25 protein-coding genes are annotated in these 24642 nt (G+C 65.2%); 19 read left to right on the top strand and 6 right to left on the bottom strand.

Going from position 1 to position 24642, the window contains the following annotated elements; all coding sequences use genetic code 11:
- Window positions 1-5: 5 nt before the first annotated feature.
- Complete coding sequence (locus IPF49_15535; protein ID MBK6289013.1) at window positions 6-731, top strand: gamma-glutamyl-gamma-aminobutyrate hydrolase family protein; 726 nt, start codon at window positions 6-8, stop codon at window positions 729-731.
- A 7-nt stretch (window positions 732-738) separates the two neighbouring features.
- Window positions 739-2295, top strand: coding sequence for an AAA family ATPase (locus tag IPF49_15540; GenBank protein MBK6289014.1), 1557 nt, complete (start codon window positions 739-741; stop codon window positions 2293-2295).
- A 304-nt stretch (window positions 2296-2599) separates the two neighbouring features.
- Here IPF49_15540 and IPF49_15545 read toward each other — a convergent pair whose 3' ends face one another.
- Entirely contained in the window at window positions 2600-3346 is a 747-nt protein-coding gene (locus IPF49_15545; GenBank protein ID MBK6289015.1) for a DUF1499 domain-containing protein, read from the bottom strand.
- Window positions 3347-3385: 39 nt separating this feature from the next.
- The gene (locus IPF49_15550) at window positions 3386-4042 is read right to left on the bottom strand and encodes a TetR/AcrR family transcriptional regulator (protein ID MBK6289016.1); all 657 of its coding nucleotides are present in this window, start codon (window positions 4040-4042) and stop codon (window positions 3386-3388) included.
- A gap of 107 nt (window positions 4043-4149) precedes the next feature.
- Here IPF49_15550 and IPF49_15555 point away from each other — a divergent pair, with 107 nt between their 5' ends.
- On the top strand, window positions 4150-4686 hold the full coding sequence (locus IPF49_15555) for a phasin family protein (protein MBK6289017.1): 537 nt from the start codon (window positions 4150-4152) through the stop codon (window positions 4684-4686).
- On the opposite strand, the gene IPF49_15560 is transcribed toward IPF49_15555, so the two are convergent.
- Complete coding sequence (locus IPF49_15560) at window positions 4672-5445, bottom strand: SDR family oxidoreductase (GenBank protein ID MBK6289018.1); 774 nt, start codon at window positions 5443-5445, stop codon at window positions 4672-4674. The genes IPF49_15555 and IPF49_15560 overlap by 15 nt on opposite strands.
- Before the next feature lie 91 nt (window positions 5446-5536).
- Between IPF49_15560 and npdG the strand changes: the two genes are divergently transcribed.
- The 9 genes from npdG (at window position 5537) to ung (ending at window position 14588) form a co-directional block, all read left to right on the top strand.
- The gene (gene npdG, locus IPF49_15565) at window positions 5537-6217 is read left to right on the top strand and encodes an NADPH-dependent F420 reductase (GenBank protein MBK6289019.1); all 681 of its coding nucleotides are present in this window, start codon (window positions 5537-5539) and stop codon (window positions 6215-6217) included.
- Window positions 6210-6968: a coenzyme F420-0:L-glutamate ligase gene (gene cofE, locus IPF49_15570; protein ID MBK6289020.1), complete on the top strand. Its 759-nt coding sequence runs from the start codon at window positions 6210-6212 to the stop codon at window positions 6966-6968. Before npdG ends, cofE begins: the two co-directional genes overlap by 8 nt.
- 20 nt (window positions 6969-6988) lie before the next feature.
- Window positions 6989-7918, top strand: a complete 930-nt coding sequence (locus tag IPF49_15575) for a 2-phospho-L-lactate transferase (protein MBK6289021.1) — start codon at window positions 6989-6991, stop codon at window positions 7916-7918.
- Window positions 7915-8640, top strand: a complete 726-nt coding sequence (gene cofC / locus IPF49_15580) for a 2-phospho-L-lactate guanylyltransferase (GenBank protein MBK6289022.1) — start codon at window positions 7915-7917, stop codon at window positions 8638-8640. The genes IPF49_15575 and cofC overlap by 4 nt, the downstream gene beginning before the upstream one ends.
- 10 nt (window positions 8641-8650) lie before the next feature.
- Window positions 8651-11131 (top strand): 5-amino-6-(D-ribitylamino)uracil--L-tyrosine 4-hydroxyphenyl transferase CofH, encoded by a 2481-nt coding sequence (gene cofH, locus IPF49_15585; GenBank protein MBK6289023.1) that lies wholly within the window; start codon window positions 8651-8653, stop codon window positions 11129-11131.
- Between the two features lie 14 nt (window positions 11132-11145).
- Entirely contained in the window at window positions 11146-12045 is a 900-nt protein-coding gene (locus tag IPF49_15590; protein MBK6289024.1) for a TIGR03619 family F420-dependent LLM class oxidoreductase, read from the top strand.
- 32 nt (window positions 12046-12077) lie between these two features.
- Window positions 12078-12521, top strand: coding sequence for a nuclear transport factor 2 family protein (locus tag IPF49_15595; GenBank protein MBK6289025.1), 444 nt, complete (start codon window positions 12078-12080; stop codon window positions 12519-12521).
- A 30-nt stretch (window positions 12522-12551) separates the two neighbouring features.
- Window positions 12552-13817: a sulfotransferase gene (locus IPF49_15600; GenBank protein MBK6289026.1), complete on the top strand. Its 1266-nt coding sequence runs from the start codon at window positions 12552-12554 to the stop codon at window positions 13815-13817.
- Window positions 13818-13904: 87 nt separating this feature from the next.
- Complete coding sequence (gene ung, locus IPF49_15605) at window positions 13905-14588, top strand: uracil-DNA glycosylase (protein MBK6289027.1); 684 nt, start codon at window positions 13905-13907, stop codon at window positions 14586-14588.
- Here ung and IPF49_15610 read toward each other — a convergent pair.
- Together IPF49_15610 and IPF49_15615 are read right to left on the bottom strand one after the other, a co-directional pair.
- Window positions 14582-15418, bottom strand: coding sequence for an HDOD domain-containing protein (locus tag IPF49_15610; GenBank protein ID MBK6289028.1), 837 nt, complete (start codon window positions 15416-15418; stop codon window positions 14582-14584). The two genes, ung and IPF49_15610, sit on opposite strands and share 7 nt — an antisense overlap.
- Before the next feature lie 46 nt (window positions 15419-15464).
- Window positions 15465-16430, bottom strand: coding sequence for a folate-binding protein YgfZ (locus tag IPF49_15615; GenBank protein MBK6289029.1), 966 nt, complete (start codon window positions 16428-16430; stop codon window positions 15465-15467).
- 74 nt (window positions 16431-16504) lie between these two features.
- Between IPF49_15615 and IPF49_15620 the strand changes: the two genes are divergently transcribed.
- A complete protein-coding gene (locus tag IPF49_15620; GenBank protein ID MBK6289030.1) occupies window positions 16505-16777 on the top strand; it encodes a succinate dehydrogenase assembly factor 2 in 273 nt (90 codons plus the stop codon).
- Window positions 16761-17183: a hypothetical protein gene (locus IPF49_15625; protein MBK6289031.1), complete on the top strand. Its 423-nt coding sequence runs from the start codon at window positions 16761-16763 to the stop codon at window positions 17181-17183. Before IPF49_15620 ends, IPF49_15625 begins: the two co-directional genes overlap by 17 nt.
- Here IPF49_15625 and nadB read toward each other — a convergent pair.
- Window positions 17135-18727: an L-aspartate oxidase gene (gene nadB / locus IPF49_15630; GenBank protein ID MBK6289032.1), complete on the bottom strand. Its 1593-nt coding sequence runs from the start codon at window positions 18725-18727 to the stop codon at window positions 17135-17137. The two genes, IPF49_15625 and nadB, sit on opposite strands and share 49 nt — an antisense overlap.
- A 177-nt stretch (window positions 18728-18904) precedes the next feature.
- Between nadB and rpoE the strand changes: the two genes are divergently transcribed.
- The 5 genes from rpoE (at window position 18905) to lepA (ending at window position 24639) form a co-directional block, all read left to right on the top strand.
- Complete coding sequence (rpoE, locus tag IPF49_15635; GenBank protein MBK6289033.1) at window positions 18905-19480, top strand: RNA polymerase sigma factor RpoE; 576 nt, start codon at window positions 18905-18907, stop codon at window positions 19478-19480.
- A 60-nt stretch (window positions 19481-19540) separates the two neighbouring features.
- The gene (locus IPF49_15640; protein MBK6289034.1) at window positions 19541-20167 is read left to right on the top strand and encodes a sigma-E factor negative regulatory protein; all 627 of its coding nucleotides are present in this window, start codon (window positions 19541-19543) and stop codon (window positions 20165-20167) included.
- Between the two features lie 17 nt (window positions 20168-20184).
- Complete coding sequence (locus IPF49_15645; protein MBK6289035.1) at window positions 20185-21150, top strand: MucB/RseB C-terminal domain-containing protein; 966 nt, start codon at window positions 20185-20187, stop codon at window positions 21148-21150.
- 122 nt (window positions 21151-21272) lie between these two features.
- On the top strand, window positions 21273-22679 hold the full coding sequence (locus IPF49_15650; GenBank protein MBK6289036.1) for a DegQ family serine endoprotease: 1407 nt from the start codon (window positions 21273-21275) through the stop codon (window positions 22677-22679).
- A gap of 160 nt (window positions 22680-22839) precedes the next feature.
- Window positions 22840-24639, top strand: a complete 1800-nt coding sequence (gene lepA / locus IPF49_15655; GenBank protein MBK6289037.1) for an elongation factor 4 — start codon at window positions 22840-22842, stop codon at window positions 24637-24639.
- Window positions 24640-24642: the final 3 nt, after the last annotated feature.

Raw genomic sequence — 24642 nt, forward strand, 5'->3', positions numbered from 1 at the left:
GCCCGATGCGTATCCGGATCGGTGTGCTGGTTGCGGGGGAGCCGCCGGCGGAGTTGCGCGGGCGTCATGCCGGCTACGGCGTGATGACCGAGCAGCTGTTGCGAGCAGAGGATCCCGAGCTGGAATTCGTCCGCTACGAGGTGCGCAATGGCGAGTTTCCGCACACCATCGACGACAATGATGCCTACCTGATCACCGGTTCCCGCCATGGTGCCTACGAGGAGTTGCCATGGATCCGGCAACTGGCGCAGCTGGTATGCGAGATCGAAAAACAGCGCAAGCCGCTGGTGGGCATCTGCTTCGGACACCAGCTGATCGCGCGTGCCCTCGGCGGGGTGGTCGAAAAAGCCGCGCAGGGCTGGGGTGTCGGTGTGCATACGGCGACCCTGCTTGCGCCGGCCCCATGGATGGAGGAGCAGACGGGTGATTTCTCTCTGGTCGTCAGCCACCAGGACCAGGTGCTGCGCCTGCCCGAACGTGCCGAGCTGATCGCCGGCAGCACATTCTGCCCGGTGGCGATGTTTCGCATTGCTGATCATGTGTTCGCGATGCAGGCGCACCCGGAATTTTCGCGTGAATACTCGCGCGATCTGATGGAACTGCGGCGCGAGCTGATCGGCGTCGGGCAGATCGATGCGGGTCTCGAATCCCTCGGACGCAACATCGACTCCGCCAGGGTGGCGCGCTGGATCGTCGAATTTCTGCACCGCGCATTGGCGCCCGGATCCTGAGTCAGCGATGGCGCTCACGGCATCCAACCCGCTGATCGCGGCGCTGCTCGGGGCGCCTGCCTACCCGCATCCGGTAGCGACTCCGCGGCTCGTTGAGACTCATATTTCCTGGGTCATTCTGACCGGTACCTATGCCTACAAGATCAAGAAGCCGGTGAATCTCGGTTTTCTCGATTTCTCCACGCTGGCCAAACGCCGCCACTTCTGTGAAGAGGAGTTGCGCGTCAACCGCTGCTTCGCGCCGCAGCTCTATATCGCTGTGGTGGCCATCTGCGCCACGGATGCGGGCCCGCGCGTGGCTGCTGTCGGGGAGGTGCTGGAATACGCGGTGCGCATGCGCCAGTTTCCCGATGATGCGCTGCTCGCGGATCGACCCGAGCGCATCGCGCTCACGGTGTGGCGACAGCTCGGCGAGGATGTGGCCCGGGTGCACGCCGGATTGCCGGCGCGAGGCGACGATGAGCCGGGAAGCTGCGGAACCCCGGTCGCGTTGCGCGATGCGATCGCGCAGAATTTCCGCCAGATCCGTCCCTATTTGCGTGATGGCGCCGAGATTCTCGAACTCAACCGTCTTGAAGAGCAGGCCTGGTCGGCTTGCCGTACCCATGAAAAACTGCTCTGGCAGCGTCATGCCGAGGGCAGGGTGCGCGAGTGTCATGGTGATCTGCACCTGGGCAATATCGCGCTGATCGAAGGGCGTGCGATACCCTTCGATGCACTGGAATTCAATCCGGCCCTGCGCTGGATCGATGTGCTGAACGAGATGGCCTTCCTGGTGATGGATTGCCGCAGTCGCGGGCAGCAGCCCGCGTCGTTCGCGGCGCTCAATGCCTATCTCGAGCTGAGCGGAGACTATGCCGGTCTGGCACTGCTGGATTTTTTCTGCAGCTACCGCGCCATGGTGCGGGCCAAGGTCAGCCTGCTGGCGGTGTTGCCGCCGGTCACGAGCGGCAGCGAGGCGCACCGGGCCTATCTTCGCTACAGTGCGCTCGCAGCCGAGTACCAGCAGCCGCGGCACCGTTTCCTGGCGATCTGCTGTGGAGTCTCGGGCTCGGGTAAATCGACCCTGGCCGAGATGCTGGCGGCGCAAGCCGGTGCGGTGCGCATCCGTGCCGACGTGGAACGCAAACGCCTGTTCGGGCTGGAGCCGGATGCCGACAGCCGTGGCGCCGGCGTCGATATCTACACCGCCGAGGCCGGGCGCCGCACCTTTGCGCGCCTGGCGGAACTGGCCGCGAGAATCATCGGAGACGGTTTTGCGGTGATCGTCGATGCGACGTTTATCAGGCGCTCCCTGCGCGATGATTTCCGGCGGCTCGCGCGTGAGCTCGGGGTGCCTTTTCACATCCTGCTGTGTGACGCGCCGACCGAGGAATTGCGCCGGAGGGTACGTGCGCGGCTCGCAAGCGGCGCGGATGCTTCCGAAGCCGATGTCGAGGTTCTCGAGGCGCAACTGCGCGCGGCTGAACTGCCCGATCCGGCCCGGGAACCCGAAACCCTGCGTGTCGGCGCAATCGATCCCGGATCAGTGGCACAACTGGCCGCGCGTCTGGATGCAAGTTGATTGCAGCACGGCAATCCCGAACAAGATCCGAACCCCTCCCTGCATTCCCCGCCCAACACACCAAGCCAGCCGCACGACGCAAGGCGGTTGCGGCGTAGCGAACATAAAGGACCAGCGCCGAGCGAGGACCGGAGACTGCGCGGCAGGCTCCGGGCGGAGAGAGGGTAGCCCGGAGGGCCGCCAGTCCAGTGAGCGGAGCTGCAAGCGCCTTGCGTCGGGCCGCCCGAAGCCGCAACCGTCTTGCGTCTTCATCAACCTTTATTCGCGGATGCAATTCTCGATGACTTATTGCGGACCGCAACAATCACGGGGTTGGCGGGTTCCCGCTCGCGGCAAATGCGGCGCTGAAGCGCCGGATGCGTTTGGCATTCGCGCCCAGGTCGCCGCGACCCACGCGGCTCACCGAACGCAGATCGATGCGGCTGCCATCGTTGTACGGGCGCACGCGGATCGCGATATCGTCGATGAATCCGAACCAGAAGGTGGTTTCGCTTGCTTCCAGCAGGCCGCGTTGCGCATCGGTGGCGTGGATCTCCCAGCCCAGCGAGCGGGCGGTAGCCAATGCCTTCGCAAACGCCGCTGCGGGTGCGAGCACGGACTCGATGGTGCGCAATTCAGGGTAGCCGGCACGCTGCGCCGCATCGGTGTCCGCATCACGTGCCAGGGGGTTCGTGTCGGGGCCGCGCAGCGCCAGCACCGCTTCGAAAACGGGCGGGTCTGAAATGTCGGTGCTGAGGTCGTGGATGACCGGCAGACCCGCGCCCGGGGCCATGACGACAACGCCGGCGATGACCGGCAGCGCCGCGATCAGCGCGATCATGCCGAGGCGGGAACGATGGGCCCGGTAGCGGACGCGCGGCAGCATGAGCAGCACCATGATGAGCACCAGCGCCGCACCGAGCACGGCCAGTGCCGTGAGTGGCAGCCCGAGCGGGTAGGAGATCAGTCCGCAGCGCGTCGCCAGCGGGGCGGCGAACAGCAGCAACAGGAACAGGATACCCAGGTTCCGGCAGCCGGTGATGGCGCGTGGAGCGGGTTTGGCGGAACTCATCTCAACACGCCGCCCGGCCGCGGAGAGCGATGAGCCCGCTCATTTTGCAGCTCCGGTCGGGTCCTTGGTGGCGCTGGCATAGATCGCCAGCGCGCCGCTCATGAATTCCTGCTGCATGGTGCCGAGATAGGGCGCGATCAGCGACAGCACCTGCAACACGCCGTCGTGGATCAGGTGCTCGTCGCCCGCGGCGCGCTGCCCGAGCAGGTTGTCGAAGTTCAGCCAGTAGGTGACGGTCAGGGCGATGCTGCGTGACAGTAACTCGATGCGCTCGTCATCGGCAACCAGAATACCGGCTTCGCGCAATTGCAGACAGATGGCACGCGCGGCATCCTGCTTCATGTGGATCAGGCGCCGGAACGGACGCTGGATCTGGCCGTAGCGCTGGATGATCAGCGAGATGTTGCGGTATAGGAACCGGTTGGCGTGGATGTGCTCGAACACCACCACCAGATAAAACCAGTAATCCGCGATGCGCAGCGGATTCTGCAGGGGCTCGCGCAGGATCACGTTGAATTGCTCGTAGAAGCGTGCAAACAACTCGCCGACGAGTTCCTCTTTTCCCCTGAAATGATAATAGAGATTGCCGGGGCTGATGTTCATCTCGTTGGAGATGTCGACCGTGGTCACATTCGGCTCGCCCTCGTTGTTGAACAGTTCGAGGCTGACCTGGATGATGCGCTCACGTGTTTTCATGTACTGCACAGTACTAGGATGCGGTTTCTAATTCCAGATGATACGGTGGCAGCCTCGAATCGGGGCCAGCCATACCGGTTGCAGACCCAGTTCCAGGAGTAATGACCATGGCGCGTTCACGCAAGTCCAGGAAAGCGGAAGAGAGCAGCGAAAACGTTGCCCGCAAGATCTGGTTGGCAGGACTCGGTGCTTATGGAAAAAGCCTCGAGGATGCCCAGGGGCAACTCGACAAGGCGAGCCAGGAGGCGAGCCGGAAGTTCAGCGAACTGGTCAGCAAGGGCCAGAGCATAGAGGATCAGAGCAAGGAAGCGCTGCGCGAGCGCCTCAGCGAGGCCAAGGGCCGTCTGAGTGGTGCGCGTGACCGCATCACCGAGGCGGCCGGCAGCAATACCCGCTCGGTGGAAGAGATGATCGGCAGGGTGCGCGAAAAAATGGGGCTCGACGAACCGGTGCATGACAAGCTCGATGCATTGAGCAAGCAGGTCAGCGCGCTGGCCAGGGCCGTCGGAGTGCTGGCCGAACGCAAGCCCGCGGCGGCATCCGGGGCAAAGCCCGCCGCGAGGAAAAAACGCACGACGGCCGCCAGCAAGAAGCGCCCTGCAACGGCACGCCGTCCGCCGCGAGGTGCTTCAACCGGCGTTTGATGCGCCCAGGAACGCCGGGGCCTCACCCCCGCCATGCACCGTGATGGCCGTGCCCGAAACATAGCTCGCGAGCGGCGAGGCCAGGTACAGACAGGCATTGGCGATATCCTCGGGCACCGCCATGCGCCCCAGCGGAATGGTGCGTCCGACCGCGGCAATGCCCGCGGCATCGCCATAATGCAGATGCGCCTGCTCGGTTTCCACCAGTCCTGCTATCACGGCCACCACGCGTACCCGTGGTGCCCATTCGATGGCCAGCGAGGTGCAGAGGTTTACCAGTCCCGCCTTGGCCGCGCCGTAGGCCGCGGTGCCTGGAGAGGGGCGGATCGCGCTGACGCTCGCGATGTTGATGATCGTGCCGCCGCTGTCCTGCAACTGCATGACACGGTTGGCGAGCTGCGCGCAATGGAGCGGTGCCAGCAGGTTCAGCCGGATGATCGATTCGGAAAATCGCGGTGAAGCAGTTGCGGCATCCGCATGAGGAGCGCCGCCGGCATTGTTGATCAGCACGTCGATGCGGCGATATTGCTGCACGATTGCATCGAAACAGGCGCTGAGCTGGTCGTGATCGCGCACATCTGCCTGCCAGAACGTTGCCTCGCGCCCGGCGCCGCGGGGCAGCTGTTCGGGCACGGTACGGCCAATGATGGCCACGTCCGCTCCGGCCTCGAGAAAACAGCGGCTGATACCGGCGCCCACGCCGCGTGCACCGCCGGTGACTACAACAAGCCTGTCGTGCATGTCCAGTGGGTTGGGCATGGTGATCTCCGCACAAAAAACGGTGACAGTATACCTAATGGCCGGCGGCTCGATTAAGTATACTGTCGGCGAAAATCATCAGGGGGGTTTCATGAGCGCGATGAAGATTGCAATTCTTGGTGGCACCGGTGCACTCGGTACCGGTCTGGTCCGGCGTTGGACCCAGGCGGGGCATGGAGTGATCATCGGATCGCGTACGCTGGAAAAAGCGCAGGCGGCACTTGCCGATCTGCAGCGCGTGATGGCCGAGTGGGGCGCCGAGGCCGTCGGTGTCGATGCAATGGAAAATCTCGAAGCCGCGCGCGCGGCCGACATCGTGGTGCTGACAGTGCCATTCGCGCATCAGAAATCCACGCTCGAGCATGTGCGTCCCGCGCTGGACGGAAAGATCCTGGTCGATGTTTCGGTGCCGCTGATGCCACCCAAGGTCGGCACGGTGCAGATGCCGCCCGAGGGATCGGCCGGTGCCGCGGCGCAGCAGCTGCTGGGCGAGGCTGTGAAAGTGGTGTCGGCGTTCCAGAACGTGGCGGCCCACCATCTCCAGGAGGGGCATGGAATCGAGTGCGATGTGCTGGTCTCGGGTAACGACAAGGACGCCCGCGCGCAGGTCATCGCGCTGGTCGAAGCCTGCGGCCTGCGTGGATTCCATGCCGGGCCGATTGCCAATGCCGCGGCGGCCGAGGCCCTGACCTCGGTGATCATCAACATCAACCGTGCTTTCAAGTGCCACGCGGGCATCCGGATTACCGGTCTCGACACGCCAGGTGAGTAACGCGCTGCAGCTGTTCGCGCTCTGCGGTCTGCCGCTGGTCGAACCGGGCGATGATCTCGGGTCCCTCCTGGTCGGCGCGGCACGCCGTGCCGCCGATGGCGTACGCGACGGGGACGTGCTGGTCGTGGCGCAGAAAATCGTGTCCAAGGCCGAGAATCGCTATGTCGATCTCGACACCGTGACGCCCTCACAGGCCGCGCTCGAGCTGGCGCCGGTTGCCGGCAAGGATCCACGCCTGGTCGAGGTCATTCTCGGCGAATCGCGCAGGGTACTGCGCCAGCGCCCCGGCGCCTTGATCGTCGAGCATCGCCTCGGCTACGTGCACGCGAATGCCGGGGTGGACCGTTCCAATATCGCCAGCGCCAGCAAGGTGCTGCTGTTGCCCGAGGATCCCGACCGCAGTGCCGCGCAACTGCGCGAGGACGTGCGCCTCGCCACCGGTTGCACGGTGCATGTGATCATCAACGACAGCGCGGGGCGCCCCTGGCGCAACGGCATCATCGGCTTTGCGATCGGTTGCGCCGGCTTTCGGCCGCTGGTGAATCGTATCGGCGCACCGGACCTGTTCGGTCGCAAGCTCGAGATCACCGAAGTGGCGGTGGCCGATGAACTCGCCGCGGCGGCGTCGTTCGTGATGGGGCAGGCTGATGAGGGCATCCCGGCAGTGCTGATTCGTGGCGCGCAGCTCGAGGCCTCGGACGAGGGCATGCGCACGCTGCTGCGCGACCCGGCGCAGGACCTGTTTCGCTAGTGCTCACCAAGCGCAGGGTGATGGCAATTTCCGGCGGTGTCGGCGGTGCCAAGCTGGCGCTCGGCCTGAGCGTGGTGCTCGATCCGCGGGAACTGCTGATCGTCGCCAATACGGGTGACGATTTCGAGCACCTCGGTCTGCCGATCTGTCCCGATATCGACACCCTGATGTATACCCTCGCCGGTGTGGCGGATCCGCAGCGCGGCTGGGGCCTGGCGGGTGAATCATGGCATTGTCTGGAGGCGCTGCGCGCCCTGGATGGCCCGCACTGGTTCGCCCTCGGCGATCGGGATCTGGCCACCCATCTGCGGCGTGCCGAATTGCTGCGCAACGGCGCGACGCTGACGGCGGCCACCGCGCGCTTGTGCGCCGCCCTCGGCGTGCGTCACGCAATCGTGCCGATGAGCGATGATCCGGTGCGCACCATCGTGGAAACCGATCGCGGGCGTCTCGCGTTCCAGGAATATTTCGTGCGCGAACTGTGCGCACCGGTGGTGCGACGTGTGCTTTTCGAGGGCGGTGCCGACGCCAGGGCGAGCGCCGCCATTGCCGACTGGCTGGCGCCAGGCTCCGACTGTGCCGTACTGATCTGCCCGTCGAACCCCTTTCTCAGCGTTGACCCGGTGCTCGCCGTGCCCGGTATCCGTGAACGGCTGGCGACGCGTCCGGTAGTGGCGGTTTCGCCGATCGTCGGAGGGCGCGCATTGAAGGGGCCGGCGGCGAAAATGATGGCGGAACTCGGCTTGCAGGCAAGCGCGCTCGATGTGGCACGGCACTACCGCGGGCTCGTGAACGGCTTCGTGATCGACACCGCCGATGCCGCCGATGCCGCAGCCATCCGCGCTCTCGGCATGGAAGTCCTGGTGACCGACACGATCATGGGCACGATCGAGGACAAGCGCCGGCTGGCGACTGAAGCGATCGATCTGTTGTACCGGATCGCGACGTGAGGCTCGCCGACTGCTGGGCGGTCGTACCGCTGAAGCGCGTCGACCAGGGCAAGGAACGCCTTGCCGAGACGCTCGATGCCGATGCCCGGCGCGCCCTCATCGCGGCGATGGCCGAGGATGTGCTGGCGGCCCTGCTGGCGGTACCGTTCGAGCCCGCGCATATCCTGCTGGTGTCGGAAGATCCGCAGGTTGCGCGGTTGGCGGAACGTCTTGACGTCGGCATCTTCGCGCCGCGCGCGGCAAGCAATGATCCGCTGAATGCCGCGCTGCGCGAGGCATCGGCCGAGGTGTGGCAACGCGGAGGGCGTCATATCCTGATCATGCACGCTGATCTGCCGCTGGCGGATGCCCGCGAGCTCCGGGCACTTCTGGAGGTGCATCGGGCGGTACTCGCCGATGGCGTGGCGACGGCGGTCACGATGGTCACCGACCGCGCCGGCGAGGGCACCAATTGCCTGCTTGCCACGCCACCGCAGGCCGTGGATCTGCGTTTCGGCGCCTCCAGCCGCGAGCGCCACCGGGCAGCCTGCACCGAGGCCGGGATACGCTGCACCGAATTTGCCAGCGCAGCGCTCGGCTGTGATATCGACCATCCGCAGGATCTCGCCGCGCTTGAACGATGCTGTCAAAGTCCGGACAATGCCTGCGGTGTCCGGACACGGGCGCTGCTTGCCGGCACCGCATGGGCCGCAGGCTTCGACGGGAACTCTTCGAGGACATAGCGCAGTGCAGATGCTCAGCAGGAACCCGCTGGATGCGATCATCGCTGCCGCCGACTCGGCGGCGGGGTTGTCGGATGAGCAGGCGCGGGCGTTGGCCGGTATCACCGATACCGAGCAGATGATGCGGGTTGCCGCGGGGCTGCGTGACGCGGCCCATGGCAACGTGATCAGCTACTCGCGCAAGGTGTTCATTCCGCTGACACACCTGTGCCGGGATGTCTGTCATTACTGCACATTTGCGCGTACCCCGCGGCGCATCGTGCAGCCCTACATGGCTCTTGACGAGGTGCTGCGCATCGCCCGCGAGGGCGCGGCACTCGGTTGCAAGGAAGCGCTCTTCACGCTGGGCGAAAAGCCCGAACTGCGTTATCGCGCCGCCCGTGAGGCACTGCAGGCACTGGGGTTTGCAAGTACCCTCGAGTATCTCGCGCACGTTGCCGGCGCGGTGCTCGAGCAGACCGGGCTGTTACCGCACATCAACGCCGGCTGCATGGACGCGACCGAGATCGCCATGCTGCGCAAGGTCGCTCCCTCGATGGGCATCATGCTGGAGTCGGCCTCCGAGCGTCTTTGTGGCAAGGGCATGCCGCATCATGGCTCGCCCGACAAGGCGCCCGCCGCGCGGCTCGCAACCATGAAGCTCGCGGGCGAGGCCGCGGTGCCGTTCACCTCCGGGATACTGATCGGCATCGGCGAGACCCGCGCCGAGCGCATCGATGCCCTGCTGGCATTGCGCGCCATGGCCCGCGAGCACGGCAATCTGCAGGAAGTCATCGTGCAGAATTTTCGCGCCAAGCCGGGCACGAAGATGGCCCAGGCACCGGAGCCGGACCTGGAGGAATTGCTGTGGAGCATCGCGGTCGCGCGGCTGGTGCTCGGCGGGCAGATGAATATTCAGGCGCCGCCCAATCTGAGCCCTGGGGTATTGCCGCGGCTGGTGGAGGCCGGGATCAACGATTGGGGCGGCGTATCGCCGTTGACGCCCGATTTCGTCAATCCCGAAGCGCCGTGGCCGCATCTCGATAAGCTTGCGAGCGAGACCGCGGCGGCCGGCAAGTTCCTGCAGGAGCGACTGACGATCTATCCGCGGTGGGTGCGCGAACCTGCACGCTGGGTCGACCAGGCGCTGCACCCGCGCCTGCTCGCGGCAGTGGACGGCGAAGGCTACCCGCGCATCGACGACTGGCTCACCGGATCCTCGACCGAACTGCCGCTCCTCGAGCGCGAGTTGCTCGCGGGCAGTACCCGCCACGGAGCCACCAGCACGCGTGTCGCGAAGGTGCTCGGGCGCGCCGCGGCTGGCGAGGATCTCGGGGAGCAGGAGATCGCGCTGCTGTTCGGGGCGCGCGGCGCGGACTTCACGCGTGTTTGTGCGCAGGCGGCGCACTTCAATCAGGTTTTGCACGGCGACCGCGTGAGTTATGTGGTCAACCGCAATATCAACTACACCAATGTGTGCTATTTCAAGTGCCAGTTCTGCGCTTTCTCGAAGGGCAAGGCGCACGAGAACCTGCGTGGTACGCCTTACGATCTCGATGATGCGGAGTTGCGCCGCCGCGTGGGCGAGGCATGGGAGCGTGGTGCCACCGAGGTGTGTCTGCAGGGCGGAATCCACCCCTCGTACACCGGCCGGAAATATCTCGATATCTGCGCCTTGGTCAAGGACGTGGCTCCCGCAATGCACATCCATGCGTTCTCGCCGCTCGAGATCTGGCAGGGAGCGAAAACCCTCGGTGTGCCACTGGCGCAGTTCATCGACAGCTTGCGCGCGGCCGGACTCGGCACGCTGCCGGGTACCGCCGCGGAGATCCTCGACGACGAGGTGCGCGCCGTTCTTTGTCCCGACAAGATCAATACCGGCGAATGGCTGCAGGTCATGGAGGCCGCGCATGCGCTGGGCGTGCGCAGTACCGCCACGGTCATGTACGGACACATCGAGAATCCGCTGCACCTCGCGCGCCACCTGCTGCATATCAAGACCCTGCAGCGGCGCCACGGAGGCTTCACCGAATTCGTGCCGCTGCCCTTCGTGGCCGAGGAGGCGCCGCTGTTCCTGCGCGGTCGCGCACGCCGCGGCCCGACCTTCCGCGAAGCGGTGCTGATGCACGCGATCGCGCGCATCGTGCTGTATCCCGAACTGCCGAATATCCAGGCCTCGTGGGTGAAGCTGGGGCCCGATGGCGTCAGCGCCTGTCTGCGGGCCGGCTGCAACGATGTCGGTGGCACCCTGATGAACGAATCGATCACCCGCGCGGCCGGCGCGGCGCATGGAGAGGAATTCCCGCCGCTCGAACTTGAAAGGCTGATCGCGGCCAGCGGACGTGTTCCCTGGCAGCGCACCACGCTGTACCTGTCCGCACCCGGGGAGCGGCGCGCCGCCGCCTTCCACGCCGCGCCGATCACCGGGATCGTCAACACGCCGGTCAAGCGCGGCGACGGCGCGGCGCGGCGCGCCGGCGTCATTGCGCGCGACAACCGGCCGTCTCCCTGAGTCCGGGCCGCAGCATGCAATACTGGCTTTCGATCACCACGATTCCCGAGCAGGAGCAACTGCTCGATGTCGCGCGGATTGCCGAGGAGGCCGGCTTCGACGGGTTGACCATCGCCGATCACCTGCTGATGCCGACGCGCATCGAAAGCCGCTATCCCTATACCGAGGATGGCGCGATCTGGTGGCCCGCGACCACGCCCTGGCCCGATCCGTGGGTGACGCTCGCGGCGATGGCCGCGGTCACGAAGCGGCTGCGGCTGGCGTCGAACATCTGCCTGGCTGCGCTGCGTGATCCGGTGACGCTGGCAAAAGCAGTATCGACGGCGGCAGTGCTCAGCGCCGATCGCGTGGTGCTCGGTGTGGCCGTCGGGTGGCTGCGCGAGGAGTACCGGTTGCTCGGGGTGGATTTTTCGAGCCGCGGGCGGCGTCTCGACGAACTGCTCGAGGTTGCGCGCAAATTCTGGTCGGGCGTGCCGGTGGCACACCGCGGCGAGTTCTTTGAATTCGCCGAAGGCATCATGTGCCCCGCACCGCTCCAGCCGGTTCCGGTCTGGTGTGGCGGTGCCGTGCCGGCGGCGCTGCGCCGAGCCGCCCGCAACGACGGATGGCTCGGGCTGCCGCTCGATCGTGCGGCGGCCGCGCCGGTATTGCAGACACTGCGCGATGAACGCCTCGCTGCCGGATTGCCGCTCGCGGGTTTTGCCGTCAATATCGCGCTCACCGAGACCCACGACAAGGCAGCGGTGCGCGAAGTGGAAGACATGGGCGTGACCGGGCTGATGATCATGAGTCCCTGGCTACCGAATCCGTTTTTCTCCGCGCCCTGGTTTGACCCCAAGGCGAACCCTTCCCTGCTCGAGACCAAGCGCGCTGCGATGCTGCGCTTTGCCGAGCAGGTCATCCACCGCAATTGATCCAACATCACTCCAGCACGAGGCAGGTTTTCATGACGGCAACAGCACAGCAGGTACGCGAGGTCATCGGCAAATACATGCAGGCATGGACCAATGGCGACAAGGAATTGCTGCTCAGCATCTTTGCCGAGGACGCAACCTGGGAGGACCCGGTGGGTTCGCCGGCCTTTGTCGGGCATGCAGGTATATCCGGTTTCTGGGATTTTGCCCACCAGGGCGCCGCTGAAGGGCGCACGATTTCACCGCGCATCGACCAGGTCATCGCCTGTGGCAACGAGGGCATCCTGCGCTTCACGATGCAGGTGCGGTTGCCGGCGGAGAACAAGGGCCTCGATCTCGCGGTGGTCGATTATTTCGAGCTGAACGACGCCGGCCTGATCAAGCGCGCGCGGGCCTTCTGGGACGAAGGCTGCGTGGGGGTGCCGGCGGGCATGGAGATATTTGCCCCCAATGTCGACGAGGCCCACGCGCAATAAGCCGGGCATCGCCGGCGAAGGGGGCACACCATGAGTGACAGCGCGGATCGAAGGCAGCTCTGGCAGCCGCCGCGCTGTCCCGAGTGGGTAGAGCGGATCAATGCCGAAGGCGACGCCATGGATATCGCCTCCGTGGTGCCGCTCGATGCCGACAGCCTGATTGCCTCTGCCATGCGGGCTACCGCGCTGGGCGAATTTGGCGCGCCCGACTGGGAGGAACCGTTCCGGGTCCTGACGCGGGCTCTCGACGAGGAGGCTGAACTCAGTCTGCTCGGACGCCTGATGACGCGCAGCGATCTGCTGGTGTTTCTGCAGAACCGGCTGCGTATCGAGGAGAGCTACCGCCTGCACCCGGAAATCGAGGATGAGCAGATCCACGAACCGGTGTTCATCGTCGGATTGCCTCGTTCGGGGACCTCGATCCTGTTCGAGTTGCTGGCCCACGATGCGGGTTTTGCCATTCCCGAAACCTGGATGCTGCTTTTCTCGTGTCCGCCGCCGGGTGTCGATGCCGCCGGAATCGATGCGCGCGTGGCGCGGGCGCATCATCTGGTCACCCAATGGAACCGCGTGGTGCCCGAGTACGCGTCGATGCACGAGATGGGCGGCAGGATCCCCTCGGAATGCGGCATGCTGATGGCGAACAGTTTCATCAGCGACCATTTAGCGGCGCTGCACCAGACGCCGTCCTATGATCGTTACCTCGCGGGCTGCAGCTGGGAGCCCGCCTATCGCTATCACCGGCGCATGCTCAAACTGCTGCAGTGGCGCTCGCCGCGGCGGCGCTGGCTGCTGAAGGCGCCGAACCATCTCGGTCATCTGCCGCTGCTGCTGGCGACCTATCCGGATGCGCGTATCGTCCATACCCATCGCGATCCGCTGACCTGCATGGCATCGGCCACCAACCTGCTCGGTTGCCTGCTGTGGATGCGCAGTCGCAAGCCTTTCGATTCAACCGCCTTCGAGGACGTGATTCTCGGCGAGGCAACCGCGAGTCGGCTGGACAATGTCATGAGACAGCGCGATGCGGGCCTGATCCCGGCCGAGCGGATCGTCGATTCGGTGTATCAGGAACTGATGGACGATCCGCTGGCGACTGTCACCCGCCTTTACGCAGGGCTGGACCTGGAACTGGACGAGGCGACGCTGCAGGCCATGCAGGACTACCTGGCAGCCAAGCCCAAGGGCAAGCACGGAGTCCATCGATACCAGGCGGCGGATGCGCAGACCCGGGTACGCGAGCGGGCGCTCTTTCGCGCTTACCAGTTGCGTCACGGCGTACCGGACGAGAGCTGAACCCGTGTCCGGACAGGAGAGCGGGGCTGTGCGATCCGGGCACCCGGCGTGGCATCATGCGGCGAATGCTCGCCGGAGACCGTGCTGATGATCGACCTCGAGCCCTCCTGGCTCGCGCAGTTGCAGGACGAATTCGCCAAGCCGTACATGAAGCAACTGCGCGCCTTCCTGGTGGAAGAAAAGCGCCAGGGCAAAATAATCTTTCCCGCCAGCAGCAACTGGTTCAATGCGTTTCGCCAGACCCCGTTCGCAGCGGTCGAGGTGGTGATCATCGGGCAGGATCCCTATCACGGGCCCGGCCAGGCCCACGGCTTGTGTTTCTCGGTTCCCGCGGGCGTGGAGGTGCCGCCGTCGTTGCGCAATGTATTCGCCGAACTGCAGCGCGATCCCGGCCTTGCCTTGCCCACCCATGGTTGTCTCGAGAGCTGGGCGCGGCAGGGCGTGTTGCTGCTCAACAGCGTGCTGACCGTGGAGAGCGGGCGCGCGGGCGCGCACCAGGGGCGGGGTTGGGAGCAGTTCACGGACCGCGTGGTGCAACTGCTGAACGAGCGCCGCGAGCATCTGGTATTCATGCTGTGGGGCAGCTATGCGCAGCGCAAGGGAAGCATCATCGATCGCGATCGGCACCTGGTCCTGAGTTCAGCGCACCCGTCGCCGTTGTCGGCCTACCGCGGATTCATCGGCAACGGACATTTCTCCGCGGCAAACCGCTATCTGGCGCAGCACGGCAAGCGCGCGATCGACTGGCGCCTGCCGGACCCCGCTCACTGAAGTGCGGCGATGCTGGCCTGCAGTGCTTCGCTCAGGTCCTCGGCTTCGAGCACGTTGAAGCCCGGATCCATTCCCAGGCGCGCAAACGCGCTGATTTCGCTCCAGTCCATGGCGAGCAGCGGATCGTCCGATCCGATATGGCTTTGCAGATTGGCAATCATCACGACATCCGCGTAATCGACCTCCGGAAGCTGGCGGCCGAAGTTGCGGTATTCGCTCGGCACGCAGGCAAGTTCGGGCGCGAAACCCCAAGCCTTGAGTATCAGGGTGCCGATTTCTCCATGCAGTTCGCCGATGAGCTGGTCGAGCACTTCCGGTGTCTTGAGCAGTTTGCGCTGCTCCTCGGCAAAGCGCAGGATCGGCAGTGCCCCTATCTTGTGCACCAGGCCCGCGAGGGTGGCCTGGTCGGGTTTCAGGCTGGAATAGTTGCGTGCCAGCACCGCGCTGATTCCCGCCACCTCGGTACTGCGGCTCCACACCTGGCGCATGCGCCGGTCGATCGCATCCGATGTCGCCTGGAACATCTGTTCCATTGCGAGCCCAATCGCGAGATTGCAGGTGTACTGCGTACCGAGACGGCTGATCGCCATGCGCAGATCGAGAATCGGCGAGGCTGCCCGCAGCAGCGGGCTGTTGGCAACGCGCATCACGCGGGCCGAGATCGCGGTGTCATTGGCAAGAACGCGCGCCATGCTGGAAGCGTCGGCGCGTGGATCCTCCGCCGCCTCGCGTATCTGCAGCGCAACCTCGGGCAGCGTCGGCAATATGATGCGATTGCTGCTGATTGCCGCGATCAGATCGGCACGTACTTGTGCGGTCACCTCGTCCATGTCCTGCCCCTGCCTGAAAAAACGCAGCCATCAAAACGCTTGCGGTTCAAATCATAGCACGCGTCAGCGGCAGCAAAACCAGCGCGCTTGCGGCCGCGGTTTGCAGCCCGGATCCGAGCGCCTCATCGGCCACCACCGCCAGCAATTCCCAACTTCCCGCGGCGGATGGAGCGACCTCCACGATGGCTCCCGCCAGGCGCCCGCTGATCGCCTCGCGCAACTCCTCGCCCGGCAGGGGGGGCTCGCCGGCGCGGCATTCGAAGCGTTGCAGGTGGCGTTTCAGCGTGCCTTTGTAGTGGGTGCGCGCCACGATTTCCTGCCCGGTGTAGCAGCCCTTGCGAAAGCTCAGCGCGCCGCCGTATTCATAACCGAGCATCTGGGGCAGGAACTGGTCGCGGGTGGCCTCGCGGATCTCGGCGGCACCGGCGCGTACCAGTGCCAGGTGCCAGTCGCCCGCTGCCGCGATCGACAGCCGTTGCGTGAGCGCTGCACTCATTTCGTCGAGACGCCCGGCCTCGAGCCACAGTTCCATGGCCATGCCGCGCTCGTCGCGGCGCACCAGGTGCATGCCGTCGTGTGTCGCGACCCCGCCCATGGTGGCAGGTGCCGCCGCAAACCACGGTGCAAGTGCCGCGTTCAGATCGCCACCCAGCAGACCGATGCAGCACAGCCCGGGTTGCACGGGCGCGATCCTCACGCGCGAGAACACCGCGTACTTGTTCAGCACCGCGATGGTCGAGTCGATGATATCCGTGCGCAGGCGAAGGACGATGCGTTCGGGTGTTGGCCGCCATACCAGGAAACTGCTGATGACGCGTCCCTTGATCGTGCAGCAAGCGCCCGGCAACACGCGATCCGGCGCCGCTTCCGGCACGTTGCAACTCAGTTGTCCCTGCAGGAACTGGCAGGCGTTGGCTCCTTCGACCGCGACAAATCCGTATTCGGGCAACACGATTGCGCGTGCTGCGTCCTGATTGAAGGTGGAAGGCAGTTGCGTTGATCTGGCTTGCATTGGCGAGGTCGGCATCCGGTGAACGGGAGGCCGGGTATAATAATCCATTCGCCCCGCGCCCCGGACCCCGATCAATGAACGACGATGCAATCGATGAGCGCCGGGTTCGCTGGCACAGCCGGCGCGGCATGCTCGAGCTGGACCTGGTGCTGATGCCGTTTGCCGAGCAGGTTTACCCGGGGCTCGATGACAGCGACAAGCTGCGCTATCGTGAGCTGCTGGCGTGCGAGGACGCCGACCTTTTTGCCTGGATCCTTCATCGCGAGCCGGTTTCGGCACCGGAACTCGCCCATATCATAGGGTTGGTACTGGACCATGGAAGGCCCCGTATTGAGCATTCGAATTAGGGAGTCGAGGCAACTGCTGACGCTTCTGGCGCTGCTGCACGGCGTTGCGATCGCCGCGCTTCCCGGGGTGAATTTGCCTGTCGCGGCGCTCCTGGCGCTGGCGCTGCTGGTTGCGGCAAGCCTTGCGCGTATCGCGATTGCCGGCCTCCGCGCGCTGCGCGGCGCCGGCGTGCTGCTCGAGTTCCGTTCGGGGCAGTGGTGGGTCGACGGCTGCGCGGCGATGCTGATGAATGACAGCAGCATGTTGCCGGGACTGCTGGTGCTGAGGCTGCGCACCGCCAACGGCATATGCACGCTGCGGGTGCTCCCGGACTGCGTGAATTCCCGCGCGCGCCGACGCCTGCGCGTGCTGTTGCGTCACGGGCTCAGCACGGTGTCCTCGGCACGCGCGGCGGTTTCGGGGTAATCGAGCGTGAAGTGCAGGCCGCGGCTTTCCTTGCGCGCCAAGGCGCTGCGGATGATCAACTCCGCCACCAGGGCGAGGTTGCGCAATTCGATCAGGTCGCCCGAAACGCGGTAATTGCTGTAGTACTCCGCGATCTCCTGCTGCAGCAGCGTGGCGCGGTTCAATGCGCGCTGCAGACGTTTGGTGGTACGCACGATTCCCACATAATCCCACATGAAGCGGCGCAGTTCGCCCCAGTTGTGCGAGATCACCACGTCTTCGTCGGAATCCCTGACCTGCGAGGCATCCCAGTCGGGCAATCTGGCGCCAGTCCTGACCTGATCGAAGGCCGCGAGAATGCTCAGTGCCGTGGCGCGCGCGAACACGAAGCACTCGAGCAGCGAATTGCTGGCCATGCGATTCGCTCCGTGCAGCCCGGTCATTGCGGTCTCTCCGACCGCGTAGAGGCCCGCCAGGTCGGTCTGCCCCGAGCAGTCGATCAGCACACCACCACAGGTGTAGTGCGCCGCCGGAACCACCGGCAGTGGCTCACGGCTCATGTCCAGGCCGAATTCCAGGCAGCGTGCGTAAATGGTCGGAAAATGCGCGCGCACGAATTCCTCGCCCTTGTGGCTGATGTCGAGATACACGCAATCGATGCCAAGGCGCTTCATTTCATGGTCGATCGCACGCGCCACGATATCGCGTGGCGCGAGTTCGGCCTGGGGATGAAAACGTGGCATGAAGCGCTCGCCGTCGGGCAGCAGCAGCAGGCCGCCTTCGCCCCGCACGGCTTCGGAGATCAGGAAGGATTTCGCGCGCGGATGGAACAGGCAGGTCGGATGAAACTGGTTGAACTCGAGATTGCCCACCCGGCATCCGGCGCGCCAGGCCATGGCAATGCCGTCGCCGGTCGCGGTATCGGGGTTGGTGGTGTAGAGGTAGACCTTGCTCGCCCCACCCGTGGCCAGCACCACGAAGCGTGCCGCGAACAGATCGACCGAGGAGTGCTCGGTGTCGAGCACGTAGGCTCCGGCGCAGCGCTCGTTGTCCAGGATCAGGTTGACGGCGATATGGCGCTCGAAAAATTCGATGTCGGGGTTGCGCCGCGCCTGCTCGATCAGCGTGTCGGAGACGGCCCGGCCGGTGGCATCCGCGGCATGGATGATCCGCCGGCGGCTATGCCCGCCCTCCATGGTGAGATGATATTCCTCGTTGCCGTCGGTCTTGACCAGCTTGGTGAACGCGACCCCGAGGTCGATCAGCCACTGGATACTCTCGTTGCTGTGCTCGACGGTGAAGCGCACCACGTCCTCGTGACACAAGCCGGCGCCCGCGCGCAGCGTGTCGGCGACGTGGGCGTCGATGCTGTCCTCGGTGTCGAGCACCGCGGCGATCCCGCCCTGCGCCCAGGACGTGGAACCCTCCGCCAGCTCACCCTTGCAGATCACCGCGACCCTTGCCCGTCCGGCAACCTGGATCGCGACGCTCAGGCCGGCCGCGCCGCTGCCGATCACGAGCACATCATGGGAGTAGCGGCGCGGCGCGCCTGGTATCTGCTGCATCGGGGAGTACATCGGTCCGCTGGAGAGCGCGCGGAATATAGCACAGCACGCGCGGCACACCGGAACGCGCCGCGCCCCGGCCGGCCCTGCCTTTTGTCTTTGGCTGACCGAGAACGTATATTAGGTGCCCTGCGCCCTGGCGCGGGACATATCTCATCAATGGAATGGAGTCCTCCGATGATTCCCGGGGAGGAAGCGGATCAACAACTCGTCGAGCGGGTACAGAAAGGCGACAAGCGGGCCTTCGAGGTGCTGGTGCTCAAGTATCGGCACCGGATTTTCTCGCTGGTGTTGCGTTTCGTGCGTGATCCGGACGAAGTCCAGGACGTGGTGCAGGAAGCCTTCATCAAGGCCTACCGCGCCCTGCCGGCGTTTCGCGGCGACAGCGCGTTCTACACCTGGCTGTACCGCATCGCGATCAATACCGCGAAGAATCACCTGGTATCACGTTCGCGCCGCCCGCCCGGGGTCGATATCGAGGTCGAGGACGCGGAGTATCTCGAGGGTGCGGGATCCTTGCGCGACAACGCCGATCCGGAGAGCCTGCTGGCGACCGAGCAGTTGCGGGCCGCAGTGGATGGCGCGATCCGGCGCCTGCCCGAGGATCTGCGCACGGCACTCACCCTGCGCGAGTACGAGGGCCTCAGTTACGAGGAGATTGCCGAGGTGATGCGTTGTCCGGTCGGAACGGTGCGCTCGCGGATCTTCCGTGCCCGCGAGGCGGTGGATGCGGAAATACTTCCGCTGCTCTGAGGGAACTAAAATGCTTCCCCGGTATCCGAACGGGTGGCACAGATGCGTTGGGGGAGTGTGTTGAGCGATTCGAACAATGCGTTGCGGGAGATGGTCTCGGCCCTGGTGGATGGCGAGGCCAGCGAGTTCGAGTGTCGACGGGTGTTGGCCGGGATGGACGATCCCGCGTTGCGCGGCCTCGTGGACCGGCATTACAGCCTGCGCGCGGTGGTACGGCAAGAGGCACAGCTGCTGTGCCCGGCGCCGCTCGGCGCGAACATTCTTGCCGCGCTGGAACAGGAACCGGCACTGCGCGCCGCGTCGGCGGCCCCCGCGGGCAACCGCTGGCGCATGCGTGCCGGCGGCGCGGCGGTGGCCGCTTCGGTGTGTTTCCTCGCGCTGATCGGCATGCGTGCCTTGGCGCCCTCGGGCGATGCGCAGGCGACGCTGGCATCGAACGGAGTGACTCTGGGCAGCCTTGGGCAACCCGTATCGCGACCGCTTCCTTTTGCCGGCAGCACCACGCCCTTGGGTCTTGCGCGCGCGGTGTCCGATGACTTCGGTGGCGCGCGGACGGTTGGCGGCAGCAACCAGCTGGCCGAGCAACGGCTGCGCCTGTTCATGGCCGATCATGCGCGCAACGCGGCGCTCAATACCAACCAGGGGATGATGCCCTTGGCCCGTGTTGCCAGTTACCAAAGTCCCTGAAGCAATAGCGGGAATCGATGTTTCGTACCCTCCAGGCCTTGTTGCTCGCATTGCTCGCCGGTAGCGCGGTTGCCGAGAGCGTGCCGCAGCCGCGAGAGCTTCTCGACGCCATGTCACGCAACTTTCGTGCGCTCGACTATCGCGGTGTTTTTACCTATGAACAGGGGCAGACGCTGCGTTCGGTCAGGATCGTGCATGTTGTCGTCGACGGCGTGGAGCAGGAGCGCCTGCTGACTCTCGATGGCGAGCAGCGCGAGTTCTTGCGTCGCGATCACCCGGTGGATTGCCTGCATGCGGGAGACCAGCTGCTGCGGCTCGGCAGTCCCCCGCTGACGCCGCCGTTGCGCCTGGACGCCGGCGATACCTCCCGCCTCGACCAGTACTACGCGATCGAGTTCGACGGAACGGAGCGCGTTGCCAGCCGCAGTGGCAGCCGTCTGCGGATCAGCCCCCGTGATCCCTATCGCTATGGCATGACGCTGGTGCTGGATGACAAGACCTCGCTGCTGCTCAAATCGGAAATCACCGATGGCAGCGGCCGGGTGCTGGAACGCTTCCAGTTCGTGGATGTCGAGATCGGCAAGCCGGTCAGCGCCGCGGAGCTGGATCCGGAGACTCCCGAGGCCACGGAGAACCTGACGCACGCGCCGGGCACGGAGCCGCAGGCACAGCCTTTTGTCTGGACCGTGTCGTGGTTGCCGGAAGGCTTTGCGCTGAGTGCCCGTGAATTGCGCGCCGCTGCCGATCTCGGTCGCGAGGTCGAGACCCAGATGTACACCGATGGGCTGGCGGTGTTTGCGGTGTTCGTGGAGCGCGGTGTCGAGGTCGCCTCGGACGAGGGCGAGCAGGCATCGCAGGGAGCCACCGTGGCCTATGTGATCGCCCGCGGCGGACAAAACGTGGTTACCGTCGTGGGCGAAATTCCGATCGCCACGGCACAGTTGGTGGCCAATGCGGTCAATTTCCCGGACGACGTGCCCTGATCATGGAAAATGCCTCGCGCAGCGCCCCCGGGATCTGCCGGCGTCCTGCTGTCCGTCGTGGCGGGAATGACGCGGCAAGCAAAACCGGCAGGCTGATTCTTCAATTTTTGCAAGGAGTGAACATGAAGCGCAATTGGCTGGCCCTGCACGCTGCGGTCGCCCTGATTCTCGTGAGTGCCGCCAACGCCTGGTCGGCGGCGCTGCCGGATTTCACCGAGATCGTGGAAAAGAATTCGGGTGCGGTGGTGAAGATCCTGAGCACGCAGAAGGCGCCAGTGGCGCAAGGCATGCCGCCCGATATCGATCCGCGCTACCTCGAGCAGATGCCGGAGATCTTCCGCCACCTGTTCGACAATCGCGGTCAACCGCGCCAGCGCGAACGCCAGTCCATTGGCTCGGGCTTCGTGATCTCCACCGATGGATACATCCTGACCAACCATCATGTGGTCGACGGGGCGGATACGGTGCAGGTGCGCCTGAGCGATCGGCGCGAGTACGACGCAAAAGTCGTGGGTAGCGACAAGCGTTCGGATCTCGCGCTGCTGAAGGTGGAGGCGAAGGGCTTGCCGGTGGTCACGTTCGGCAATCCCGGCGAGCTGAAAGTGGGCGAGTGGGTGGTCGCCATCGGCTCGCCGTTCGGGCTCGATTACTCGGTTACGGCGGGCATCGTCAGCGCGCGCGGACGCAGCCTGCCGACCGAGGACAACGAGAACTACGTGCCGTTCATCCAGACCGACGTGGCAATCAACCCGGGCAATTCCGGCGGTCCGCTGTTCAACCTCAAGGGCGAGGTGGTGGGCATCAATTCCCAGATCTATACCCGCAGCGGCGGCTCCATCGGGTTGTCGTTCGCGATTCCGATCTCGGTGGCGATCGATGTGGTGGACCAGCTGAAGGCCTCGGGACAGGTGGTGCGTGGCTGGCTCGGTGTCGGCATCCAGGAGGTCGATCGCGACCTGGCGGAGAGCTTCGGTCTCGACAAGCCGGCTGGCGCGCTGGTTTCGCAACTCGAGCCCGGTGGTCCGGCAGAGCAGGCCGGGGTCCGGGTCGGTGACGTGGTGGTCGAATTCAACGGCGAGGAGATCGGCGAATCCGCGGATCTGCCGCACGTGGTTGGCATGATCAAGCCGGGTACCCAGGCGCGCATGAAGGTGATCCGCGATGGCAAGCCGCGCAGCATCGAGGTAAAGGTCGGCACGCTGGGCGACTCCGATGCCTCTGTCGTGGCCCAGGGCGCTCCCGAGGCGGGCGGGCGCATCGGACTGCAGGCCGAGAACCTGTCCGACCAGCAAAAAGCGCAGCTGCGTCTCAAGGGTGGGGTGGTGGTGCGCCAGGTCGTGCCGCGCGGAGCGGCCGACCGGGCCGGTTTGCGTGCGGGCGATGTGATTACCCAGATCGGCAGCGAAGTGGTCGCGGATGTGGCGGATCTGGAGGCCATCGTGGCCGAACTGCCCGCCAATACCCATGTGCCGGTGCGTTTGCTGCGCCGCGGGCAGGCGGGCTTCGTGGCGATCCGCATCGAGGAATGATTGCACCGGGGGCGGCACCTCTGCGGTGCCGCCAGTCGTGCGGGGCATGACGATAGGGTAGTATTGCGCGCTTTTGGCGAGGGCCAATGGCATCTGTCTCACGTAAAGTAGACGGTTGACCTGAACCCCCGATACGGAATTGGCACGTGGTACTGCGCTGGTGATCCCCCTGAACCGAATCCGCAATTTTTCCATCATCGCGCATATCGATCATGGCAAATCGACGCTCGCGGACCGGTTCATCCAGGTCTGCGGGGGGTTGAGCGGGCGCGAGATGCAGGCCCAGGTGCTCGATTCCATGGACATCGAGCGCGAGCGTGGAATCACCATCAAGGCCCAGAGCGTTACCCTGCAATACGCCGCGCGCGACGGCAATACCTATCAGCTGAATTTCATCGACACCCCCGGGCACGTGGATTTTTCCTACGAAGTGTCGCGCTCGCTGGCGGCCTGCGAGGGCGCGCTGCTGGTGGTGGATGCGGGGCAGGGCGTCGAGGCGCAGTCGGTCGCCAATTGCTATACCGCGATCGAGCAGGGTCTCGAGGTGCTGCCGGTCCTGAACAAGATGGATCTGCCGCAGGCCGAACCCGAGCGGGTGGCGACCGAGATCGAGGATATCATCGGCATCGATGCCGCGGGTGCCTGCCGGGTGAGCGCCAAGAGCGGCGAGGGCGTCGCGGAACTGCTCGAGGAACTGGTGCGGGTGATCCCGCCCCCGAAGGGCGACCCCGAGGCGCCGTTGCAGGCGCTGATCGTCGACTCCTGGTTCGACAGCTACCTCGGCGTGGTATCGCTGGTGCGGGTCATGAACGGTACCTTGCGGGTGCGCGACAGGATCGTCACCAAGTCGATCGGGCGGGCCCACGAAGTGGACCAGGTCGGCGTGTTCACGCCCAAGCGCCAGCCGCGCCAGAGCCTGCACGCGGGCGAGGTCGGTTTCGTGGTGGCGGGCATCAAGGATATTCACGGCGCGCCGGTCGGCGATACGCTGACCCATCTCAAAACCGCGGACGTGGCGGCGCTGCCCGGTTTCAAGAAGGCGCAGCCGCAGGTATACGCGGGCGTGTTCACGGTGAACTCCGAGGACTACGAGTCCTTTCGCGATGCGCTGTCGAAGCTGACCCTGAACGATGCCTCGCTGTTCTACGAGCCGGAGACCTCGGATGCGCTGGGTTTCGGTTTCCGTATCGGATTTCTCGGTACGCTGCACATGGAGATCATCCAGGAGCGGCTCGAGCGCGAATACAATCTCGACCTGATCACCACCGCACCCACGGTGATCTACGAGGTGCAGACCACGCGCGGGGAGACGCTGATGGTCGATAACCCCTCGCGGCTCCCCGACCCGGGCGAGATCGAGGAAATGCGCGAACCCGTGGTGCGCGCCAGCATCCTGGTGCCGCAGGAGTTCGTCGGCGCGGTGATCACCCTTTGCGTGGACAAGCGCGGGGTACAGAAGGATATGCAGTTTCTCGGGCGCCAGGTCTCGCTGGTCTGGGAACTGCCGCTCGCGGAAGTGGTGCTCGATTTCTTCGACCGGCTGAAATCCCTGACCCGCGGTTATGGTTCGCTCGACTATTCCTTCGCGCGTTTCCAGGCCGCCAACCTGGTGCGTCTCGATGTGCTGATCAACGGCGAGCGGGTCGATGCCCTGGCCATCATCGTGCACCGTGACCAGGCGCAGAGCCGGGGCCGGGCGCTGGTGGAGAAGATGAAGGAATTGATCCCGCGCCAGATGTTCGATGTCGCGATCCAGGCCGCGATCGGTGGGCATATCATCTCGCGCCAGTCGGTCAAGGCCCTGCGCAAGAACGTGACCGCCAAATGCTACGGCGGCGACGTGACCCGCAAGAAAAAATTGCTGGAAAAGCAGAAGGCGGGCAAGAAGCGCATGAAGCAGGTCGGGCGCGTGGAGATTCCGCAGTCGGCGTTTCTGGCGGTGCTGAAGATGGATAGTTGACAG

The sequence above is a fragment of the Gammaproteobacteria bacterium genome, assembly GCA_016705365.1.
Classification (GTDB): domain Bacteria; phylum Pseudomonadota; class Gammaproteobacteria; order Pseudomonadales; family UBA5518; genus UBA5518.

Excerpts from the sequence above, each read along its gene's own strand:
- IPF49_15535 (MBK6289013.1), top strand. The coding sequence starts at position 6 with ATGCGTATCCGGATCGGTGTGCTGGTTGCGGGGGAGCCGCCGGCGGAG.
- IPF49_15540 (MBK6289014.1), top strand. The coding sequence starts at position 739 with ATGGCGCTCACGGCATCCAACCCGCTGATCGCGGCGCTGCTCGGGGCG.
- IPF49_15545 (MBK6289015.1), bottom strand. The coding sequence starts at position 3,346 with ATGAGTTCCGCCAAACCCGCTCCACGCGCCATCACCGGCTGCCGGAAC.
- IPF49_15550 (MBK6289016.1), bottom strand. The coding sequence starts at position 4,042 with ATGAAAACACGTGAGCGCATCATCCAGGTCAGCCTCGAACTGTTCAAC.
- IPF49_15555 (MBK6289017.1), top strand. The coding sequence starts at position 4,150 with ATGGCGCGTTCACGCAAGTCCAGGAAAGCGGAAGAGAGCAGCGAAAAC.
- IPF49_15560 (MBK6289018.1), bottom strand. The coding sequence starts at position 5,445 with ATGCCCAACCCACTGGACATGCACGACAGGCTTGTTGTAGTCACCGGC.
- npdG (MBK6289019.1), top strand. The coding sequence starts at position 5,537 with ATGAGCGCGATGAAGATTGCAATTCTTGGTGGCACCGGTGCACTCGGT.
- IPF49_15575 (MBK6289021.1), top strand. The coding sequence starts at position 6,989 with ATGGCAATTTCCGGCGGTGTCGGCGGTGCCAAGCTGGCGCTCGGCCTG.
- cofH (MBK6289023.1), top strand. The coding sequence starts at position 8,651 with ATGCTCAGCAGGAACCCGCTGGATGCGATCATCGCTGCCGCCGACTCG.
- IPF49_15590 (MBK6289024.1), top strand. The coding sequence starts at position 11,146 with ATGCAATACTGGCTTTCGATCACCACGATTCCCGAGCAGGAGCAACTG.
- IPF49_15595 (MBK6289025.1), top strand. The coding sequence starts at position 12,078 with ATGACGGCAACAGCACAGCAGGTACGCGAGGTCATCGGCAAATACATG.
- IPF49_15600 (MBK6289026.1), top strand. The coding sequence starts at position 12,552 with ATGAGTGACAGCGCGGATCGAAGGCAGCTCTGGCAGCCGCCGCGCTGT.
- ung (MBK6289027.1), top strand. The coding sequence starts at position 13,905 with ATGATCGACCTCGAGCCCTCCTGGCTCGCGCAGTTGCAGGACGAATTC.
- IPF49_15610 (MBK6289028.1), bottom strand. The coding sequence starts at position 15,418 with ATGGACGAGGTGACCGCACAAGTACGTGCCGATCTGATCGCGGCAATC.
- IPF49_15615 (MBK6289029.1), bottom strand. The coding sequence starts at position 16,430 with ATGCAAGCCAGATCAACGCAACTGCCTTCCACCTTCAATCAGGACGCA.
- IPF49_15620 (MBK6289030.1), top strand. The coding sequence starts at position 16,505 with ATGAACGACGATGCAATCGATGAGCGCCGGGTTCGCTGGCACAGCCGG.
- nadB (MBK6289032.1), bottom strand. The coding sequence starts at position 18,727 with ATGCAGCAGATACCAGGCGCGCCGCGCCGCTACTCCCATGATGTGCTC.
- rpoE (MBK6289033.1), top strand. The coding sequence starts at position 18,905 with ATGATTCCCGGGGAGGAAGCGGATCAACAACTCGTCGAGCGGGTACAG.
- IPF49_15645 (MBK6289035.1), top strand. The coding sequence starts at position 20,185 with ATGTTTCGTACCCTCCAGGCCTTGTTGCTCGCATTGCTCGCCGGTAGC.
- IPF49_15650 (MBK6289036.1), top strand. The coding sequence starts at position 21,273 with ATGAAGCGCAATTGGCTGGCCCTGCACGCTGCGGTCGCCCTGATTCTC.